Genomic DNA, 18777 nt, shown 5'->3' with positions numbered 1-18777 from the left:
CAAAAACACCACAAGCCCACCTACCGCAATCCCTCCCGAAACTGCCCCGGCGTCATCCCCGTCCACCGCTTGAACGCCCGGTTGAAGCTGCTGGTATCGGCAAACCCCAACAAATGACTGATCTCTGCCAATGAACACTGCGGATCGCGCAGGTGCAGCAATGCCAGGTTTTCCCGGCACTCATTAAGCAACGCATCAAACCGACACCCCTCATCCGCCAGATGCCGCTGCAAGCTACGCAGGCTCAAGTGCAGCGCCTGGGCAACGCGTTCTGCACTCGGCTCACCATCGGGCAATTGCGCTTCGATGACCCGACGCACCTTGCGCTCCCAGGTCAACGGCTGCAGTTGGGCGAGGGTGCGCTTGAGCACGGTTTCGTTGTGCTCGGCCAGCTCCGGGTTGGCGTCGTCCAGGTGGCTGTCGAAGTCATGGGCGGCGAACTCCAGGCGGTCTTCCTCGGCGCCGAAAAACACCGGCGCGCGAAACACCGTGTGCCACGGCTTGGGGTCTTGCGGCTCGGGCCTGCGCAGGTACACCGCCAGCGGTGCGTAGTCACGGCCCAGGCGATTGCGGCAGGTGCGCACGTAGATCGCCGCAAATGCATCGATGGCTTCGAGCGCCGGCGCCGGGCCTCCTGGCGGTTGCAACAGGCGAAAACGGTAGCGTTCGCCGTCGCGGCTAAGCTCCAGCGTCAGGGCATCGCTGACCACCTGGTGATAACGCACGATGCGCTCGAACACCTCGCGCAGGCTGCCGCTGGCCACTAGTGCATACCCCAAGGCATGGAAGGTGGTGGGGCTGACAAACCGCGACACCCGCAACCCAATCGCCGGATCGCCGCTGGCCTGCACCGCCAGTTCCCACAGGCGTGTGGTGGCCGACAGCGGATAACGCGCATTGGGGTCGTCCATCTGCAGGGGATCAAGCCCGGCCTCCGTGCACAGCGCGGCGCTGTCCAGGCCCAGGGCGTCGAGCTGCTTGCGCAGGGCGCGGGTCCAGCTGGCGAGGGAGGTGGGTTCGGTCATGACGATTGGCGCTTGCGGTCAACAGGTTGGCGCCTGGGGCTAGCGTCCTGCCAGATCGCTTGGGGCAGGATGGGCGCATCAATACATAAGAGGATGGGAGCATGGACGGTACTTCTGCAAGTCCCCAACAGATGAACGCACAACAGCGCTCGGCCAGAATCCGTGAAGTGGTGCTGGCCGAAGGCGTGCGCTTGCGCCAGCAACACCCTTGGCTGCTGCATCAGGATGCCATCGGCGCGGGTATCCTCGCGTTTGCGTTAGTGGGCATGATCGGCTCGGCGGCGCTCTACATCACCGGTCACCTGGCCTGGTGGGCGTGCCTGCTGCTCAACGCGTTCCTCGCCTCGCTGACCCACGAGTTGGAACACGACCTCATCCACAGCATGTACTTTCGCAAGCAGCGCCTGCCCCACAACCTGATGATGGGCCTGGTGTGGCTGGCGCGTCCGAGCACCATTAACCCGTGGATTCGCCGCCGCCTGCACCTCAACCATCACAAGGTCTCGGGCACCGAAACCGACATGGAAGAGCGCGCGATCACCAACGGTGAACCGTGGGGTTTTGCCCGGTTGCTGATGGTTGGCGACAACCTCATGTCGGCATTCATCCGCCTGCTGCGGGCCAAGACCTGGAAGCACAAACTGACCATCCTCAAGCGCTCGTTGCTGGTGTATGCACCGCTGGCGCTGCTGCATTGGGGCGCGTGGTATGTGTTCCTCGGTTTCCATGCGGCCACTGGCATCGCCAGCCTCATGGGCGCGCCGATCGAATGGTCAGCCGGCACTTTGCAGATGATGCAGGTGATCGACATCGCAGTAGTGGTGATCATCGGCCCCAACGTGCTGCGCACCTTTTGCCTGCATTTTGTCAGCTCCAACATGCACTACTACGGCGATGTAGAACTGGGCAATGTGATCCAGCAAACCCAAGTATTGAACCCGTGGTGGATGTGGCCGTTGCAGGCGTTCTGCTTCAACTTCGGCAGCACCCACGGCATCCATCATTTTGTGGTGAAGGAGCCGTTTTACATCCGCCAGATGACCGCCAAGGTGGCGCATGAAGTCATGGCACAAATGGGCGTGCGCTTTAATGATTTCGGGACCTTTGCGCGGGCCAATCGGCTTGGCTTTCCACCGCCAACAGAGTTTCGATCAATGCCTTCGCAGCAGGTGACAGGCGCGTCCCCGCGCGGCTGATGATCCCGCAGCGGTTGTTCAAGCTATCCAGGGCATGCGGCACATTGCGCCAGTGCAACACCTGCAACGTGCCGCTGGCGAACTCATCGACGAACGCCTCTGCAGCGCCCAGGCCTATGGCGTCGGACTGGCTTACGATGGTCGCCAGCGCGGCAAACTGCTCAAGCTCGATGGCCGGCGCAAAATCGATGCGCCCGCTGAGGTTGGCGAGCAGTTTTCGGATGCCGGGCGCAATCAGTGGCGTGGCCAGCGGGTAGCCGAACAGGTCGTTGGTGGACAGGCTGTCCTTGGCCAGCAGCGGGTGTCCGGCGCGGCAGAAAAACACCGTGCGCCGGGGTGTCAGGACCTGGGTGTGGAAGTTCGGATCGGCCTCGAAGTGGCGCACATCGGCGATAAAGAATTCGATCTCTTCGCGGCTCAGGCTGCGCCCGAGTTTTTCCCAGTTATCCACCTGCAATGCGGTGCGCACTTTGGGGTAGGCGGTAATGAATCGCGCCATGGCCAGGGGCACCAGGTTAACCGCCGCCACCGAATCGCTGCCCAAGCGTACTTCGCCGGCATCGAGCTTGGTCATGCGCGTGACTTCATGGCTCAAGCGCGCTGCGCCTTGCACCAGGCTCAGGGCGTGTTGCAGCACCACCTGGCCCTCTGGGGTGGGGCGCAGGTCTTTGTGGGCACGGTCCACCAGCACGCAGCCGAATTCCTGCTCCAGGCCCTGGATGCTGCGGCTGAACGCCGGCTGAGTGATGCCCATGGCGTCGGCGGCGCGCACGAAACTGCGGTGCTCGTTCAGCGCGATGAAGTAGCGCAGTTGACGGAGATCCATGGGGCGCCCGGCGTCCAAGAGGAGAGCCGGAATTTTAAGGTGTCTGCTTATTCCGTCAATGAAGCATGTTTGTTTTATCTAGATCTTAAATGCATATATATAGAGCAGGCGCCGTGCGATAGGTGGCCGGGCTGAATACCCGCGTCACCACCAGCATTGCCACCACGGTCACCGTCAACACCACCCACGCGCTGACAAAGCTGCCGGTGAGTTCGCGCAGCCAGCCGGTCATCCACGGCGAAATCGCATTGATCAAAAAGCCCACGCCTTGCACGAAAGCCGCCAATTGCCCGGCTTGCCGTGGGTCGCGATGGTGGTCGAGGGTCAGCAGCAGGCTCAGCGCGAAACACGCACCCAGGCCGAAGCCGCACAGCGCCACCCACAGGTGTGGGAATTGCTGCGGCGCGATGATCAGGCCGAGGTAACCCACGGTCTGTGCCAACAGGCTGATGGCGAGTAGTGGGCGGCGGTCGACACCGCGTTGCGCCAACACCGGCATCAGTAGCGCGGCGATCACCTGGAAGATAGTCATGAACGCCAGCAGCGAGCCGCTGGGCAACACGCCCCAGCCCAATTGCTGATAGTAGGCCGGCAGCCACGCCACCATGCTCATATAGCCGCAGTTCACCAGGCCGAAGTACAGCGCCAACAGCCACGCGCGGCGGTTGCGCAGGCCCTTGAATGCGGGAAACTCTTTTGCGCTTTTGGCCGCGCCCAACGGCAACCAGGCCCATAACAGCAACGCCCCCAGCGCCGGCAACAACCAAACGCCCAACCCTGCCTGCCATTGCTGGAAATGCGTGGCCGCCATCGGGCTGAGCAACGCCGCGAGCCCGCCACCCGCCATCAGCGACGCCGAATACACGCCCATCGCCACGGGTACGCGGTGATGAAATTCGCGCTTGATCATCGCTGGCACCAGTGCCTGGATCAGCGCCACACCCGCGCCGCCGAGCAAGGCGGTTACCAGCAGCGTCGAGCCCTGACCCATCAGCCAGCGGGCCAGGCACGCCAGCAAAATCATCATCAAGCCCAGGGCGATGCCGCGTCGTTCGCCCAATTGCGCTTCAACCCGTACGCCTACTAAAGCGACCAGCCCCATGCACACCACCGGCAGGCTGGTGAGCAACGCGCTGCTTTGGAAACTCAAGCCGGTGGCCTGGCGGATTTCGCCAAGCAGTGGGCTGATGGAGCTGAGGATCGGCCGCAGGTTCAGGCCAAGCACTACGAGCAGGCCCCAGCCGGCGAGGGATTTATTGAGGGTCATGCAGGGCTTTCCATTGGCGGTACAAGGCCGTCATAGAGGCGTCGGGCAGATGCTGGATCGGCAGGCGTTGTTCGCTGAGGGGCAAGCCGACCTGTTGACCGATGGCTGCCGTCGACAGCCCGAAGGGTTCGGCCATTGCGTTGCTGGCCGCGAACACCACCCGCTCCACGCCGCACAGGTACATGGCGCTCAGGCACATCGGGCAGGGTTGGCCGCTGGCGTAGATCACACAACCCTCTAGGCGTGCGCCGAGTTGCCGGCTCGCTGCGCGTATGGCCAGCAGCTCGGCATGGGCGGTGGGGTCTTGGGTCAGGTGGATCTCGTTCACGGCCTCTACCAGCACTTCACCGTTGTGCGTCAGCACCGCGCCGAACGGGCGACCGCCATGGGCGACATTGGTGTGGGCTAGGGCGACAGCGCGTTGCAGGTACTGTTGATCGTCGGTCATGCAAGCCTCCGGGGCACGATGAAGGGTGAAGTATGCGTAGCCGCCGAGGTATTCTGAAATTAAATATAACCATGCCAACCAGTGGCAAATGGAATGGTGAGAACCATGTTCGATCCCGTGTTGCTACGCAGTTTTGTCGCCGTGGTGGACTGCGGCAACTTCACCCGCGCCGCCGAGCGCCTGCACCTGACCCAGTCCACCGTGAGCCAGCAGATCCGCCGCCTGGAAGAAGCCGTGGCCTGCCAGTTGCTCGACCGCGACCAGCGGCGGGTGGTGGCCACTGCCGAAGGTGAGCGCTTGCTGGCCTACGCGCGGCGCATCCTGGCGTTGCATGAAGAGGCTGCCGATGTGCTGATCAACCAGCAAAGCGACGGCGTATTGCGCCTCGGTGTGCCGGAAGACTTTGCGTCCGAACGGTTGATGCCGCTGCTGTCGGCGTTTGTGGTGGCTTACCCGCGTGTGCGCCTGGAAGTCACCAGCGGCCTTGGCCCGGAGTTGCAGCGCCAGTACCGCGCCGGAGAGTTCGACGTATTGCTGGTCAAGCAGATGGGCGACAGCGCCGACTGCCTGGCCTCGTGGCCGGAGCCGCTGTGTTGGGTGGACAGCCGTAGCACGCCGTCCCTGGGGCGCGACCCGCTGCCGTTGGTGGCTTTTCCGGTGGGCGGGTTGTACCGCAATGAAATGCTGCAACACCTAGAGGTGGGCGGTTGGCGCTGGCGCATCGGCTATTCCAGCGCCAGCCTGGCCAGTGTGTGTGCGGCAGTGGCGGCGGGGTTGGGCGTCAGCCTGTTGCCGCTGCGCGTGGTGCAAGCCGGGCATGTGGTGTTGGGCGTGGACAGTGGCTTGCCGGTGGTTCAAGGCGTGCGGCTGGCGTTGTATGCCCGCAGTGGCTTGGGCGAGGCGGGGCAGTGTTTACAGAGCGAGTTGTTCGATTTGTGCGCAAAAAGCCCCGTTGACTCATGCCTTTACTGAATATTTTGTATGCCTTAAAAGCATCGAAAAAATGCACCTCGCCTGGAGCCCGCGTAAACCGGGGCTTTGACGTTTCTAGATGTTTCATTTATTCGTTTTTGGTCTATGTATAACTGTAAAGATTACTTTAAGAGATAAGCGTCTGACCCCGATGATTCAGCCCACGACGGCCTTCCATGCAGGCCTGTCGGTTTTTTTGCTTAAAAACCGTAGGGAGTGAATCAATGGGCAATGTCCAAACCGCCGCCAGTGCACAAGAGGCGCAATGGCGCCAGGCACCGAGTGGTGAGTTGGTCGACCTTGGCCGGCCGCACCGCGCGCCGTTGGGGCAACTGCGAACGCAGAAGACCCCGAAGCGTTTCTCTAGCCGTCGCGAAGGGATTTTGCTGGGCTTGCTGGTGCTGGCCCTGCACGGTGCGGTGATTTATTGGGTGGCCCAGAAGCCGACCCCGGTGCTGCCGATCGTGCCGCCGGAAATTCCGCCAATGACCATCGAGTTCTCCCAGCCGGCGCCGCCGGTAGTTGAGCCGCCACCGCCTGTACCGCCACCACCACCGCCGCCTGTGGTTGAACCACCGCCACCGGTCGTGGATGAGTTGGCCGCAAAACCTGCGCCCAAAAAACCGATTCCAAAACCCAAGCCCGTGCCCAAACCGGTGCCCAAGCCTGAGCCCGCCCCTAAACCGGTCGAGCAGCCGCCTACGCCACCGAAACCGGCACCGCCTGCGCCGCCCGCGCCACCCGCGCCGGCCCCGGTAACACCCGCTTCGGCCAACGCTGCGTACCTGAAGAACCCGGCGCCCGAGTACCCGTCACTGGCCCAGCGCCGGGGCTGGGAAGGCACGGTCTTGCTCAGGGTGCATGTACTGGCCAGCGGCAAACCGGGTGAGATCCAGATCCAGAAAAGCAGCGGTCGCCAGCAACTCGACGACGCTGCCTTGGCCGCCGTGAAGCGCTGGAGCTTCGTACCGGCCAAGCAAGGTGATGTGGCCCAGGACGGCTGGGTCAGCGTACCGATCGATTTCAAGATTCACTAACTATTCGGCTGCGGTGTGTTGCACACGCCGCGACCTGCACAGAGGGAACACATCATGGCATTAGCATCTCCACTTGAATCCATCGAAAGCGCGGTGATCTGGCTGCTGGTGGTCTTTTCGGTCGCCACCTGGGGCTTGGCCCTGCTTAAGGGCGTGCAGTTCGGTCGCCTCAAGGCGCAGGATCGTAAATTCCACAAACAGTTCTGGGCGGCGTCGAGTCTCGACTCTGCCGCCGAGCTGGCTGAAACCCAACCGGGCGCCGCTGCCCGTGTGGCACAGGCCGGTTACGCCGCGATCCAAGTGGGCGACGCGCCGCACGCGGCTGACTTGAGCCAGGCGATCAACCACCAGGACCGCCTCGAACGTGCCCTGCGTCAGCAGATCGTACGTGAACGCCGCTCCCTGGAAACCGGCCTGGCCGTGGTCGCCAGTATCGGCAGTACCTCGCCGTTTATCGGTCTGTTCGGCACCGTGTGGGGCATCATGGAAGCCTTGAAAGGCATCAGCGCCGCGGGCTCCGCCAGCCTCGAAACCGTGGCCGGCCCGATTGGTGCCGCACTGGTTGCCACCGGCGTGGGTATCGCCGTCGCCGTGCCTGCGGTGCTGGTTTACAACTACTTCCTGCGTCGCCTCAAGCTCACCGCCGCCGACCTCGACGACTTCGCCCACGACTTTTACAGCCTGGCGCAGAAAAATTCGTTCCGTGTGCTGCTGCACCCCACACTGAACAAAGCCGCTGCCGGTACCCCGCAAAAAGTGAAGGAGGCGTCCTGAAATGGCCTTCTCCACACAAGACAGCGATGAGGTACTGAGCGAGATCAACGTCACGCCGCTGGTGGACGTGATGCTGGTACTGCTGGTGGTGTTTATCGTCACCGCGCCGCTGCTGACCAACGCGATCCCGATCAACCTGCCCAAGACCGAGTCCGTGGCGCCGGTAGAGCAGAAGGACCCGCTGGTGGTGAGCATCGACGGCGCTGGCAAAGTGTTTATCAACAAGGACGAAATTCAGCCGGACCTGCTGGAATTCAACCTGCAGTCGGCGAAAGCCAAGGACCCGGAGGTTCGGGTGCAACTGCAGGCTGACGATGGAGTGAACTACGGCGAAGTGGCGCGAGCCATGGCGTCTATCGAACGCGCGGGCATTACCAAGTTGTCGGTGATTACCGCTCGTTAAGTTGCAAATGCCTCGACAATTTTTTGGCCGTCTCCTTGGCAGGGTGCGGCCTTTTTTTTGCCTGTGATTTGAGGATCGCCACAGATTCCAATCTGAAATCAGGTCAGTGTGGGAGCGGGCTTGCTCGCGAATGCGGTGGGTCAGCGATGAAGGTGTCGACTGACACACCGCATTCGCGAGCAAGCCCGCTCCCACATTTGGATCTCCACTGTGGTTGAGTTTTTGGTTATTAATAAATAGCTTCTTATTCCTTAACGAATATAACCCTCGTCCCTATACTGTCCTACAACGTTAAACGCTGCAGGAGGGCACACCCATGCACAGCGAGTCGATTCGTTATCTGATCGTGCCGGGCTGGCAAGGATCGCCAGAAGATCATTGGCAAAGTCATTGGCAGAACAGCCTGCCCAACAGCGCGCGCGTGGAGCAGGCCGATTGGCTGACGCCGCGCCGCGAAGACTGGGTGGCGGCGCTGGCCGAGGCTATCGCTGCTGACAGCACGCCGGTGATCCTGATTGCCCATAGCCTGGGCTGCATCACCGTGGCCCATTGGGCGGCCACCGCGCCGGTGCAGTTCTTGCGTCAAGTGCGCGGTGCCTTGTTGGTGGCCCCGGCTGATGTTGAACGACCTGCTTGCTCGCCTGCCTTGCGTAATTTCGCGCCGATCCCGACTGACCTGTTGCCGTTCCCGAGCCAGGTCGTCAGCTCTGACAACGACAGCGCCGTCAGCGCCCCACGGGCCCTGGAGCTGGCACGCAACTGGGGTGCCGAAGCCGGCATCCTGTCGGGCGCCGGCCATATCAATGTGAAGTCCGGCCACCAGCGCTGGGAGCAGGGTTTCGCTTACCTCTATCGCCTGCAAAACCGCCTTGAGCATCACGCCCGGCGTAGTGCCTGAACATTTTTCAACGCCCCGTCCCTGAGTGGATCCGGGGCGGGAGCCTGCCATGAGTCTGCATGAAACCTACGGCCAGCCACTGCTGACCTTTCCCGACGCCGATAAAAGCCCGCTGAGCATCCGCGCCAAGGCGCTGGTGTTTGTCGACCCACGCTCGCGGCAACTGCGCGAAGACCTCGAAAGCCTCGCCCCCCGCGCCTTGCCCGTGTTGATTCGCGGCGAGACCGGCAGTGGTAAAGAATTGCTGGCGCGCCACATTCACCGCGGCAGCGATCGTGGAGGTTTGTTTGTGTCGGTCAATTGCGGCGCCATCAGCCCGACTTACGCCGATGCCGAATTGTTCGGCTATGCCGCCGGCAGCCACAGTGGCGCGGCCAGCAGTCGGGCCGGATGGTTTGGCTCGGCCAACGGCGGCACCTTGTACCTGGATGAGATCGGCGATTTGCCGTTGCCGATCCAGGTCAAGTTGCTCGCCGCCCTGGAGAATCATGAAGTCACCCGAGTGGGTGCTCATCAGCCAAGCCCAGTGGATGTGCGCCTGGTGGCGGCCACCAGCATCGACCTGGCCCAGGCCGTGGCGGCGGGCAAGTTTCATGAGCGTCTGTTCCATTACCTGAGCGAAGGCCAGTTGGAGTTACCGGCACTGCGTGAGCGTGTCGGCGACATTCTGTCCCTGGCGGAATATTTCCTGGGCATCTACAGCCAGCGCCTGGACCTGCCGGTGCCGCTGATCAGCGACGCCGCCCAGCACGTGTTGGAACACCACAGTTGGCCGGGCAATACCCGCGAGCTGGAAAACGTTATTCACTTTGCGTTGCTGGTGAGCAGCGGCGACGAGATTCTGCCGGAGCATTTAAACCTGCCAGTGGCCGGTTCACCGTTGGAGCAAGTACAGCGGATCTACGCCAGTGCCAGCCCAGCCGAGCAAGAAACTCTGCGCAAATTCCTACATGAACAAAATGGAATATCAACGTGAATAAAAGATATTGTTCGGGAATAAAAAATCTAGGTATTGTCACTCCCACGCCGCGATAGCACTTCGCTGGCACACCCTATAAAAACGGTCGTCACAGACGCCCTCGGAATTCCGATAAGGACACTGCATGAAAAAGGTTCTGTTGTTTACCGCACTGGCGGCTGCCCTGACTGCAAGCTTCGCCCAAGCCAACGAGAAGCTGGTGGTTGCGGCCACCCCGATCCCGCACGCGGAGATCCTCGAACTGGTCAAGCCAACCCTGGCCAAAGAAGGCGTGGACCTGGAAATCAAAGTCTTCACCGACTACGTGCAACCTAACGTGCAAGTGGCCGAGAAGCGTCTGGACGCCAACTACTTCCAGACCCTGCCGTACCTGGAAAACTTCAACAAGGGCAAGGGCACCAACCTGGTGACCGTGGTCGGCGTGCACGTTGAACCGTTCGGCGGCTACTCGAAAAAAATCAAGAAAATTGAAGACCTGAAAGACGGCGCCACCGTGGCCATCCCGAACGAAGGCTCAAACAGCGGCCGTGCCCTGTTGCTGCTGCAAAAGGCTGGCGTGATCACCCTGAAAGACCCAACCAACGCCCTGGCCACGCCGAAAGACATCGCCAGCAACCCGAAACACCTGAAATTCAAAGAGCTGGAATCGGCCCTGCTGCCACGCGTACTGGACCAGGTTGACCTGGACCTGATCAACACCAACTACGCCCTGGAAGCCGGCCTGAACCCAGCGAAAGACGCGCTGATCCTGGAAAGCGCTGACTCGCCATACGTGAACTTCCTGGTAGCTCGTCCGGACAACAAGGACAGCGACGCCATCCAGAAGCTGTCCAAGGCCCTGACCAGCCCTGAAGTCAAAGCGTTCATCGAGAAGAAATACAGCGGTGCGGTAGTGCCTGCGTTTTGATGTAACTGAAAACCCCCTTCAAGGTTTCAACGCCGATGGCTACTACAGCGTCGGCGTTTTTTTATTGGGCCTGGAATACGGTCAAAACTGTGGGAGCGGGCTTGCTCGCGAATGCGGTGTGTCAGAGACACATTCATCGCTGACCCAACGCATTCGCGAGCAAGCCCGCTCCCACATTTGAACTGTGTAGGCTCACACAATTCGGCTATTGATCGCCCTACGCAACGCCATCAACCACTTCACCAATTCCTGCGGATCCATCGGTTTCAATTCTTTCATCATTCATTCCCTCGAATCACAGACCCCAAGACCATAGCCGTCACCCGGCAAACCCGCGAATCCGGGGGTTATCTTTTTGGGTGATATCAATATGCTATTTGGGTATTTAAATTTTCTTTTTTATACCTTTAAAGTTCGCGTTACCCGACGTTACCCACGCCGGATCGAACCGCGCACGTCGCATTACCCCTGCGACGTTTTGGACTTCCGATGACCTTCGATTTTGCTTTTATCCTCAGCACCTTGCCGGCGTTTTTAAAGGCCGTGGGCGTGACGCTGCAAGTGGGCCTGATCGCCATTGCCACCTCTCTGCTGGTGGCGCTGATCAACGCCGCACTGCTGGTATTCCGCACGCCCTACCTGTCGCGCCTAGTGGCGCTGTACGTCGAGCTGGCGCGGAACACGCCGCTGCTGATCCAACTGTTTTTCGTCTACTTCGCGCTGCCCGCCCTGGGGTTCAATATCTCCGGGTTCTGGGCGGCGATTATCACCATGACCTTCCTCGGCGGCGCCTACCTCACCGAAGTGTTGCGCGCTGGTGTGGAAGCGGTGCCGCTGGCGCAGATCGAGTCGGGTAAATCCATCGGCCTGTCGGACTGGCAGCTGTTGCGCCATGTGATCCTGCCCCAGGCCGGCATCCTCAGCCTGCCGGCACTGTTCGCCAACTTCATCTTCCTGCTCAAGGAGACCACCGTGGTCTCCGCCGTGGCGGTACCAGAGATTCTCTACACCACCAAGAGCTACATCGCCCTCTACTACAAGACCTACGAAATGCTCGCCGTGTTGACGCTGATTTGCGTGTTGCTGTTCTTGCCGCTGTCGCTGCTGCTCAGCCGCCTGGAAAGGAGGCTCCAGCATGGCCAGTTCGGGTCTTGAGTTGTTGTGGGTGTCGTTGCCGCAATTGGGCAAGGGCGCTGCGCAAACGCTGTCGATTTCATTCTTGAGCATCGCGTTCAGCACCGTCGGCGGCGTGCTGTACGGCGTGCTGCGCACGTTGAACAACAAGGTGATCAATGCGGTGCTGCGGGTGTACCTGGAGCTGTTTCGCGCGATCCCGGTGCTGGTGTGGTTGTACCTGCTGTTTTTCGGCTTGCCGATTTTCTTCGGCCTGAGCATCCCGAGCTTCTGGTGTGCCGTGTTGGTGCTGTCACTGTGGGGCGCCAGTGAAGTGGGTGAAGTGGTGCGCGGCGCGTTGCATTCGCTGCCCCGTGGCCAGCGCGAAGCGGGCTTGTCGATTGGCCTGTCCGACCCGCAACTGTACGGCTACGTGTTGCTGCCCCAGGCCCTCAAGCGCATGACGCCGCCGACCATCAACGTCTACACGCGCATCATCAAGACCAGCTCGCTGGCGGTGCTGATCGGCGTCGTGGACGTGATCAAGGTTGGCCAGCAAATCATCGAACGCACCTACGAGTCAGTGCTGATCTACGGCGTGCTGTTCCTGTTTTTCTTCTTTATCTGCTACCCGTTGTCGGCCGCCTCCAAGGTGCTGGAACGGCGCTGGGCCCAAGCATGAGCGCATTGATCGAGTTCCAGGGTTTCAATAAATACTTCGGCGACCAGCAGGTGCTCAAGGGCATCGACCTGAGCGTGCAAAGCGGTGAAGTGGTGGTGATTCTCGGCCCCAGCGGCTGCGGCAAAAGCACCTTGCTGCGTTGCCTTAACGGGCTGGAAGTGGCCCACAGCGGCAGCCTGCGTTTCGCTGGCAACGAGTTGCTGGACAAAAAAACCGACTGGCGCCAAGTGCGCCAGGACATCGGCATGGTGTTCCAGAGCTACCACTTGTTCCCGCACATGAGCGTGCTCGACAACATCCTGCTCGGCCCGCTGAAAGTGCAGAAGCGTGATCCTCGCGAAGCCCGCGAGCAAGCCGAAAAACTCCTGGAACGCGTGGGCTTGGCCGACAAGCGCGACGCCTTCCCGCGCCAGCTCTCCGGCGGCCAGCAGCAGCGCATCGCCATCGTGCGTTCGCTGTGCATGAACCCCCAGGTGATGCTGTTTGATGAAGTCACCGCCGCCCTCGACCCGGAAATGGTCAAGGAGGTGCTGGAAGTGATCCAGGGCCTGGCCCGCGATGGCATGACCTTGTTGATCGTCACCCACGAAATGGCCTTTGCCCGCGCCGTCGCCGACCGCGTGGTGTTCATGGAGGCCGGTCGCATCCTCGAACAAAACACCCCCGAAGAATTCTTTACGAACCCGCAAACCGCACGCGCGCAGCAGTTCCTGGAGAAGTTCTCCTTTGTGTCAACACTGCCCAAGAAAACCAAGGAACTGGAGCTGCTATGAAAAAGTTACTACTGCCACTGTTGACCGTCGCCGTACTGGCCGGCTGCGATAAAAAGGCCGAAGAGCCTGCAAAACCCGTTGCCGCCGCGAGCTACATCGACAAGATCAAGGCGCGCGACAAGCTGATCGTCGGCGTATTCACCGACAAGCCGCCGTTCGGCTTTGTGAACGAAGCGGGCCGCTATGTGGGCTTCGATACCGACATCGGCCGTCAATTCGCCAAGGACCTGTTGGGCGATGAAAACAAAGTCGAGTTCGTCGCGGTCGAGCCAGCCAGCCGCATTCCGTTCCTGCAGAGCGACAAGGTCGACCTGATCCTCGCCAACATGACCGTGACCCCTGAGCGCAAGGAAGCGGTGGACTTCACCAACCCCAACCTGAAAGTCGCGGTACAGGCCCTGGTGCCGAACGACAGCGCGGTGAAAAGCCTGGACGACCTGGCCACCCGCACCACCATCGTCACCACCGGCACCACTGCCGATATCTGGCTGACCAAGAACCACCCGGACTGGAAACTGCTCAAGTTCGAGAAAAACTCCGAGTCCCTGCAAGCGCTGTCCGCTGGCCGTGGCGATGCCTATGCCCAAGACAACCTGGTGCTGTTCAGCTGGGCCAAGCAGAACCCAGGCTACCGCGTGCTGGAAGAAAAACTCGGCGACGAAGCGCCGATTGCGCCAGCGGTGAAGAAGGGCAACACCGAACTGCGTGACTGGGTGAATGCCGAGTTGGCGAAGTTGGGTGAAGAGAAATTCTTGCTCAAGCTGTATGACCAATATGTGCGTAAAGAGCTGAGCGATGACACCAAGCCTGAGAGCGTGATTGTTGAAGGCGGTAAGTGGCAGGGTTGATTGGTGTCTGGGTCGAGGGCTCCCCTCGACCTGTCCTCCGAACTGGCGGACTTGCCTATTAGAGGAGCGTGCATCGATTGGGTATCGGTCACTCAGTTCTCCGGGCAGCGGTTGGTTGGAGGCATCATGGCTCCTCATCAACGTAATGACCTACCAATCCAAGCCAACGCCAGACTACCTTCTCACCGCCAATCCAAGGCATCTGGGGTTCATCGTCAAACAATTGCAGAGTCCTGGGCTTGTACTCGCAGACCCACAACCCCGGATAGGGACAAGGTTCGCCACTGTGTGCACGAAGGCCACTCACAGCCCAGATCCAGCGAACGATCTGACCTTGATGAAGAGGGAGCCGCTCGCTCAACGTAACGTCACAATCTACACAGCGATCGCGCTCCATTTCCCAGCGACCTGCACGAGGTGCCGGTTCAAGGCTGTTGGCGAAACTGGAAGGTGTTTGATCAAGGTCGCGCTGCCAAAAAACCGCTTCGTCGCCTGACTCGCTGGCGAGGGCCGGCAGGATATCGCCCTGCTTGAAGGCGCGGCGGGAGTACGCCTGATCAGGGACGAACCACAAGCCGGATTGGGTGCACGCCATGCCTGAAACAATGCTAAGCGGCATCACTTTGCTGGAGACCTGTGCTGGGGATATCTCCGGCGGCCTCTTAAATCGTGCTGCCGGCGACGGCCAATCACCGTCAGTGTCGAAACGGGCCATCCAGCGGCGGCTGTCAGCATCGGTGAAGCGCTCGTTGGGATCGCCGTCCCATTGGCCGAAACCGAGCAATCCCAAGTCGTCGTAGCGGATAGGTTTGAGGAGTTTGTTCAGGAGCATGGGCAATTCGGGCACGCCTTGCTCGACGGGGTATAGCTCGGGTTGTTCGCCCAGTTCGATCCATTGGCCGCTGTGTAGTTCGGTAATGCTGATGCGCGGATGGGCAAGAGCCGTACGTACTTGCTCGCGGGTGAGGTCAAGTTTTTCACGCCAGTGGTCGGCGAGGAGAAAGGCCCAGGTGGGAGGGCGGATGCCGTTAAGCAGTTCGCGTTGCATACCAAAAGCATAATCAATATCCAGGCCATAGAAGCTTGGAGCTAATGCCCGCTCCCATGTGGTGACAGCGGAACGGGTACCAAATTCAAGCGGGTTGGCCATGGCAAAGCCGCTGTAAACCTGATACGCCTTGAGCAGGTCAATGGTCTTGAGTACAAAGCGGCGCCATGCTTCGCGGTTTTCCAACCACCATTGCCAACGGTAATAGAAGACGATGGATGAATAGCTGGATCTCCTGTGCTCATCTCTTATAAACCACGTGCACCAGAAGTACCCCGCCGTAGTCGGTGAGGAAGCATGGTTTTTTTCATCGGTGAATTTGAAAACAAAGTGCTCGTAATGCTTGGCTTTCCTGGCCTGCTCACGTAGATCCGGCAAACGTGACGAGCCGTAAGGATGTGGACGCTCTGAAATTGGGTGGGTCCCAATGGTGTAGGGCTTTCCAAGCAATTGCTCAAAGGCGTCGTGAATATCCACCATCAGCAGTGCTACTTCTTGGTGGTTATCCGGGCCAGGGGGGAAATAGAAGCTGATGAAGGGGCTGATGCCATGGGAAGCTTCTTCAGTGCCGGACTCTGAATTGGGCCACTCTTTCAGTAACTCGACAAACAGATCTCGTTCTTCGGCAGTAAACATTTGATGAGTTGTACTCATAAATTAGCTCTTCTTCCTTACCTGTTGGTGTTGCGCCGATTTCTTTTCATCCGCTTCAAAGCCGGTGCAATCTTCCGGCACCCGCAGCAGCGCTACTTTTTCTGTGCCGATTTTGTCCCGATTAATGCCGGTTTTCGGTGTCATGAGCTCTACGTAATCCATCATTTGCTTATCTTTTATCCAATCTCCCGGAAACTTGATCTCAATCGCCGCAAACACATTGTCCGTTTCAAACGCCTCCTGCCGGTACTCGACTACCACCAAGTCCGGAGCCAGACTCTCCCAAGGGCGCGGCCAGAACGGAAACACCTTGCCGAACCGCTTTGGCCGAGTTTCAGGTTCCCCCAGCAAGGCTTTTGAGCTGTTACGGTTGTAATTGGGCTCGGCCTTGAGCGGGCTGCACCACTCCAGCACTTCGTCTATCGCCTCAAACAGCAACGAAGCGGTGGTTTGCTTGAGCGCCACCTCGATGGTGGTCGTCACACTGTCGCCGGCGACGCTCTTGCGCAGGCGACGTGGCACCTTGATCGGCATCTGCAGGGCGACGTTGCACACCTGGCTGATGGCCGGGCGGAACGGTACTTTGCGCTCGATGTATTCCTTGAAGATCACGTTTTCATTACCGCGTCGCGAAACGGTGCTATTGCCGCCCCGGTCCACCAGGGCAAAGGTTGAACTCTTGATTTCGATTTCACGGGTCAGCGCTTCAATAGCCTGCTGCAAGACTTGCTTGATAGTGCTTTTGCGTTCAGCAATTTCACTGGCGAGCCGCGCCAGGTCGGCAGTGCTCATGGCTGCCTCGTGGGCCTGATATACCCGATAGGCGCGGTATGCACCTGCAAGAAGGGCTGCGGCGGCTGGGGCTGGCATCAGTCAAGGTCTCCGATGTATTGATCAAGAAAATCATCGGGGAAAAGCCCGGCGTCATCGTGAACCACGGCTTGTTCTTCAATGAGTACGACGCTGGGTTGCCAGGTTTCAGTGACACTACGTCAAAGGCATCCCCCTTCAGGGTTCAAAGGTGTAGCGCAGGTAGCTTTGGCGGGGCATCGGGATTCCTTGTCGAATCTGTGGTTTGCAGTCGATCAGGTAGGTGGCGTTCTGGGGGGCAGCGTCTGCGCTTTGCAGTTCGTTACGGGCGCCACTCTACGCAGGCGTGATTTGAGGCCTCAATAGCGTGGAGACAATCAAGAGGCATCCGACATTGCCGACTGTGATGAGCTGTCGGACATATCCCATCAGTTGCACAAACCGCAACCGACTACCCCGTCCTGTTGATCGAAAGCGATGCTCCGCTCAGCGAGTTGCACGCTTGCGCAAGCGAGCGTCTAGACGCCGTACTTGCCTACCTGCACCTGATGGCCTGTTCAAACGTGTCCGACTATGCCGAGCACGACATCAATACCGTCGCCAATACCGCCCGGATCATGGTCCAGGATGTGGCAGATGTGTTTACTGTGATTGAGCGGCGCGGGTTTGATTCACCTGCGGTGAGTTGATGTGATTTGAGCTGTGCGAAAACCCGCTTCGGCGGGTTTTCTGGTTATTGGGTGGCATGACAGGGTTGATGCTGCTGTACCGCCGTCATCACGCACTCGCTGGGCTCGACGGCTTCCACAACAGTGGTGATCGCGAGGTTGCGATCCTCATTGGCACACTTCAATCACTCCGGCCAATGCCACGCCGGCGCATCCAAAATCCCCTGCCCGACTATCCGGGTCTCACCTAAAACCTTATCCAACACAATCGAATTGCACCCCGCATCCTGCTGCAAGGCCGCAATCAACCGACTCGCATGGGACACCACCCACACCTGGCACTGCCGGGATGCCTGGATAATCAAGCGCGCCAACGCCGGCAGCAGGTCGGGATGCAGACTGGTCTCGGGCTCGTTCAGCACCATCATGGTCGGCGGCCTGGGCGTGAGGAGCGCGGCGATCAGCAGCAGGTAACGCAAGGTACCGTCCGACAGCTCCGCCGCCGACAATGGCCGCAGCAACCCTTCCTGGTAGAACTCAATCGCAAAGCGCCCGCCCTGTAACGGTTGGATGTTCAAGCGCGCGCCGGGGAACGCATCGCTTACGGCCTGTTGCAAGGCGTCGGGATCACCTATCTCGCGGATGGTCTGCAACGCCGCCGCTAAATCGCGCCCATCGTGGTGCAACACCGGCGTGCGTGTGCCCAGTTGTGGCTGGCGCACGGGTGCGTCGACATCGCTGCGAAAGTGATCATAAAAACGCCAGCCACGAATGCTTTCTCGTAGCAGCAACACCTCTGGCGAACCACGCAAGCTGCCGACTTGATCGAACAGGCTGTGGTAGTTGGGCGTGTGCTGGGCCAGTACGTCCCAATTGCGCCCGTCACGTGCCCGCACCATTGGCCCGGAACGCTGTACCAGCAGGCTGGCCGGGCGGTAGATGTGGCCGGCCCAGATGCATTCCTTCTTCACTTCCGGGTCCAGGGAGAAAAAGGACAAGCTCGGCTCGGGCAACCCCAGGGAAATGGCGTAGCTGAAATCTTCCCCGGCAAAGCCCAGACGCAGGCGCTTGACACCTTGGCGCACCGACGACTCTATCGGCACCTCGCCCTGGCGCATGCGACGGCTGATGCTTTCCGGCCCGGCCCAGAAGGTGGAGTCCAGGCCGCCCTCACGGGCCAGCGCGTTGATCACCCCACCTTGGGCAGTTTCCGCTAGCAGGCGCAGGGCGCGGTACAGGTTGGACTTACCGCTGCCATTGGGACCCGTGACCAGGTTCAGTCGGTCCAAGGGCACTACCAATTTATTGATCGAGCGGTAATTGGCCACCGCGAGGGTCTTGAGCATGGGCATTCAATCGGCGTGGGAACCATTGGAGTATGGGAGCCTCCATGCAGATAAGGAACCCTGAACTAAGCTCACAGTCGCATACACACTGGCAAGTCGGCAT

General features: G+C 60.1%; 20 protein-coding genes. 13 read left to right on the top strand and 7 right to left on the bottom strand.

Annotated features, from left to right (window positions below):
• Nucleotides 1-20: 20 nt before the first annotated feature.
• The gene (locus tag HF257_RS06250) at nt 21-1025 is read right to left on the bottom strand and encodes an AraC family transcriptional regulator (protein ID WP_185704521.1); all 1005 of its coding nucleotides are present in this window, start codon (nt 1023-1025) and stop codon (nt 21-23) included.
• 101 nt (nt 1026-1126) lie between these two features.
• On the opposite strand from HF257_RS06250, the gene HF257_RS06245 reads away from it, so the two are divergent.
• Nucleotides 1127-2221: a fatty acid desaturase gene (locus tag HF257_RS06245; RefSeq protein WP_185704523.1), complete on the top strand. Its 1095-nt coding sequence runs from the start codon at nt 1127-1129 to the stop codon at nt 2219-2221.
• On the opposite strand, the gene HF257_RS06240 is transcribed toward HF257_RS06245, so the two are convergent.
• The 3 genes from HF257_RS06240 to HF257_RS06230 all read right to left on the bottom strand — a co-directional run bounded on the left by HF257_RS06240 (nt 2112) and on the right by HF257_RS06230 (nt 4762).
• The gene (locus HF257_RS06240) at nt 2112-3047 is read right to left on the bottom strand and encodes a LysR family transcriptional regulator (protein WP_185704525.1); all 936 of its coding nucleotides are present in this window, start codon (nt 3045-3047) and stop codon (nt 2112-2114) included. The genes HF257_RS06245 and HF257_RS06240 overlap by 110 nt on opposite strands.
• 85 nt (nt 3048-3132) lie before the next feature.
• Nucleotides 3133-4314, bottom strand: coding sequence for a CynX/NimT family MFS transporter (locus HF257_RS06235; RefSeq protein WP_185704527.1), 1182 nt, complete (start codon nt 4312-4314; stop codon nt 3133-3135).
• Nucleotides 4301-4762 (bottom strand): nucleoside deaminase, encoded by a 462-nt coding sequence (locus tag HF257_RS06230; protein ID WP_185704529.1) that lies wholly within the window; start codon nt 4760-4762, stop codon nt 4301-4303. The genes HF257_RS06235 and HF257_RS06230 overlap by 14 nt, the downstream gene beginning before the upstream one ends.
• A gap of 105 nt (nt 4763-4867) precedes the next feature.
• On the opposite strand from HF257_RS06230, the gene HF257_RS06225 reads away from it, so the two are divergent.
• The 11 genes from HF257_RS06225 to HF257_RS06175 all read left to right on the top strand — a co-directional run bounded on the left by HF257_RS06225 (nt 4868) and on the right by HF257_RS06175 (nt 14148).
• Nucleotides 4868-5734: a LysR family transcriptional regulator gene (locus HF257_RS06225; RefSeq protein WP_185704531.1), complete on the top strand. Its 867-nt coding sequence runs from the start codon at nt 4868-4870 to the stop codon at nt 5732-5734.
• Between the two features lie 224 nt (nt 5735-5958).
• Nucleotides 5959-6771 (top strand): energy transducer TonB, encoded by an 813-nt coding sequence (locus HF257_RS06220; protein WP_185704533.1) that lies wholly within the window; start codon nt 5959-5961, stop codon nt 6769-6771.
• A 51-nt stretch (nt 6772-6822) separates the two neighbouring features.
• Nucleotides 6823-7545 (top strand): MotA/TolQ/ExbB proton channel family protein, encoded by a 723-nt coding sequence (locus HF257_RS06215; protein WP_185705355.1) that lies wholly within the window; start codon nt 6823-6825, stop codon nt 7543-7545.
• 1 nt (nt 7546) lies between these two features.
• The gene (locus HF257_RS06210; protein ID WP_105698355.1) at nt 7547-7948 is read left to right on the top strand and encodes an ExbD/TolR family protein; all 402 of its coding nucleotides are present in this window, start codon (nt 7547-7549) and stop codon (nt 7946-7948) included.
• Nucleotides 7949-8264: 316 nt separating this feature from the next.
• A complete protein-coding gene (locus HF257_RS06205) occupies nt 8265-8846 on the top strand; it encodes an alpha/beta hydrolase (protein WP_185704535.1) in 582 nt (193 codons plus the stop codon).
• A 49-nt stretch (nt 8847-8895) separates the two neighbouring features.
• Complete coding sequence (locus HF257_RS06200; RefSeq protein WP_185704537.1) at nt 8896-9822, top strand: sigma 54-interacting transcriptional regulator; 927 nt, start codon at nt 8896-8898, stop codon at nt 9820-9822.
• Nucleotides 9823-9949: 127 nt separating this feature from the next.
• On the top strand, nt 9950-10732 hold the full coding sequence (locus HF257_RS06195) for a MetQ/NlpA family ABC transporter substrate-binding protein (protein ID WP_105698359.1): 783 nt from the start codon (nt 9950-9952) through the stop codon (nt 10730-10732).
• Between the two features lie 489 nt (nt 10733-11221).
• On the top strand, nt 11222-11887 hold the full coding sequence (locus tag HF257_RS06190; protein WP_003187615.1) for an amino acid ABC transporter permease: 666 nt from the start codon (nt 11222-11224) through the stop codon (nt 11885-11887).
• Nucleotides 11868-12527, top strand: a complete 660-nt coding sequence (locus HF257_RS06185) for an amino acid ABC transporter permease (protein WP_017736877.1) — start codon at nt 11868-11870, stop codon at nt 12525-12527. Before HF257_RS06190 ends, HF257_RS06185 begins: the two co-directional genes overlap by 20 nt.
• Nucleotides 12524-13300, top strand: a complete 777-nt coding sequence (locus HF257_RS06180) for an amino acid ABC transporter ATP-binding protein (RefSeq protein WP_185704539.1) — start codon at nt 12524-12526, stop codon at nt 13298-13300. Before HF257_RS06185 ends, HF257_RS06180 begins: the two co-directional genes overlap by 4 nt.
• Nucleotides 13297-14148, top strand: coding sequence for a transporter substrate-binding domain-containing protein (locus HF257_RS06175; protein ID WP_185704541.1), 852 nt, complete (start codon nt 13297-13299; stop codon nt 14146-14148). Before HF257_RS06180 ends, HF257_RS06175 begins: the two co-directional genes overlap by 4 nt.
• 124 nt (nt 14149-14272) lie before the next feature.
• Here HF257_RS06175 and HF257_RS06170 read toward each other — a convergent pair whose 3' ends face one another.
• A complete protein-coding gene (locus tag HF257_RS06170) occupies nt 14273-15850 on the bottom strand; it encodes a type VI immunity family protein (RefSeq protein ID WP_185704543.1) in 1578 nt (525 codons plus the stop codon).
• A gap of 3 nt (nt 15851-15853) precedes the next feature.
• A complete protein-coding gene (locus tag HF257_RS06165) occupies nt 15854-16642 on the bottom strand; it encodes a VRR-NUC domain-containing protein (RefSeq protein WP_233081254.1) in 789 nt (262 codons plus the stop codon).
• A 440-nt stretch (nt 16643-17082) separates the two neighbouring features.
• On the opposite strand from HF257_RS06165, the gene HF257_RS06160 reads away from it, so the two are divergent.
• On the top strand, nt 17083-17349 hold the full coding sequence (locus HF257_RS06160; RefSeq protein WP_185705357.1) for a fructose-bisphosphate aldolase: 267 nt from the start codon (nt 17083-17085) through the stop codon (nt 17347-17349).
• A 164-nt stretch (nt 17350-17513) separates the two neighbouring features.
• On the opposite strand, the gene HF257_RS06155 is transcribed toward HF257_RS06160, so the two are convergent.
• The gene (locus tag HF257_RS06155; RefSeq protein ID WP_185704547.1) at nt 17514-18674 is read right to left on the bottom strand and encodes an AAA family ATPase; all 1161 of its coding nucleotides are present in this window, start codon (nt 18672-18674) and stop codon (nt 17514-17516) included.
• Between the last annotated feature and the right edge of the window lie 103 nt (nt 18675-18777).

The organism is Pseudomonas cremoris, from assembly GCF_014230465.1.
Note: the sequence above shows the minus strand (reverse complement) of the source record. Positions and strands in the feature narration are given on the sequence as shown.

What these genes read in the sequence shown, in the direction of transcription:
- HF257_RS06250 (WP_185704521.1), bottom strand. Translation starts at nt 1,025, where the DNA reads ATGACCGAACCCACCTCCCTCGCCAGCTGGACCCGCGCCCTGCGCAAG.
- HF257_RS06245 (WP_185704523.1), top strand. Translation starts at nt 1,127, where the DNA reads ATGGACGGTACTTCTGCAAGTCCCCAACAGATGAACGCACAACAGCGC.
- HF257_RS06240 (WP_185704525.1), bottom strand. Translation starts at nt 3,047, where the DNA reads ATGGATCTCCGTCAACTGCGCTACTTCATCGCGCTGAACGAGCACCGC.
- HF257_RS06235 (WP_185704527.1), bottom strand. Translation starts at nt 4,314, where the DNA reads ATGACCCTCAATAAATCCCTCGCCGGCTGGGGCCTGCTCGTAGTGCTT.
- HF257_RS06230 (WP_185704529.1), bottom strand. Translation starts at nt 4,762, where the DNA reads ATGACCGACGATCAACAGTACCTGCAACGCGCTGTCGCCCTAGCCCAC.
- HF257_RS06225 (WP_185704531.1), top strand. Translation starts at nt 4,868, where the DNA reads ATGTTCGATCCCGTGTTGCTACGCAGTTTTGTCGCCGTGGTGGACTGC.
- HF257_RS06220 (WP_185704533.1), top strand. Translation starts at nt 5,959, where the DNA reads ATGGGCAATGTCCAAACCGCCGCCAGTGCACAAGAGGCGCAATGGCGC.
- HF257_RS06210 (WP_105698355.1), top strand. Translation starts at nt 7,547, where the DNA reads ATGGCCTTCTCCACACAAGACAGCGATGAGGTACTGAGCGAGATCAAC.
- HF257_RS06205 (WP_185704535.1), top strand. Translation starts at nt 8,265, where the DNA reads ATGCACAGCGAGTCGATTCGTTATCTGATCGTGCCGGGCTGGCAAGGA.
- HF257_RS06200 (WP_185704537.1), top strand. Translation starts at nt 8,896, where the DNA reads ATGAGTCTGCATGAAACCTACGGCCAGCCACTGCTGACCTTTCCCGAC.
- HF257_RS06195 (WP_105698359.1), top strand. Translation starts at nt 9,950, where the DNA reads ATGAAAAAGGTTCTGTTGTTTACCGCACTGGCGGCTGCCCTGACTGCA.
- HF257_RS06190 (WP_003187615.1), top strand. Translation starts at nt 11,222, where the DNA reads ATGACCTTCGATTTTGCTTTTATCCTCAGCACCTTGCCGGCGTTTTTA.
- HF257_RS06185 (WP_017736877.1), top strand. Translation starts at nt 11,868, where the DNA reads ATGGCCAGTTCGGGTCTTGAGTTGTTGTGGGTGTCGTTGCCGCAATTG.
- HF257_RS06180 (WP_185704539.1), top strand. Translation starts at nt 12,524, where the DNA reads ATGAGCGCATTGATCGAGTTCCAGGGTTTCAATAAATACTTCGGCGAC.
- HF257_RS06175 (WP_185704541.1), top strand. Translation starts at nt 13,297, where the DNA reads ATGAAAAAGTTACTACTGCCACTGTTGACCGTCGCCGTACTGGCCGGC.
- HF257_RS06170 (WP_185704543.1), bottom strand. Translation starts at nt 15,850, where the DNA reads ATGAGTACAACTCATCAAATGTTTACTGCCGAAGAACGAGATCTGTTT.
- HF257_RS06165 (WP_233081254.1), bottom strand. Translation starts at nt 16,642, where the DNA reads ATGAGCACTGCCGACCTGGCGCGGCTCGCCAGTGAAATTGCTGAACGC.
- HF257_RS06155 (WP_185704547.1), bottom strand. Translation starts at nt 18,674, where the DNA reads ATGCTCAAGACCCTCGCGGTGGCCAATTACCGCTCGATCAATAAATTG.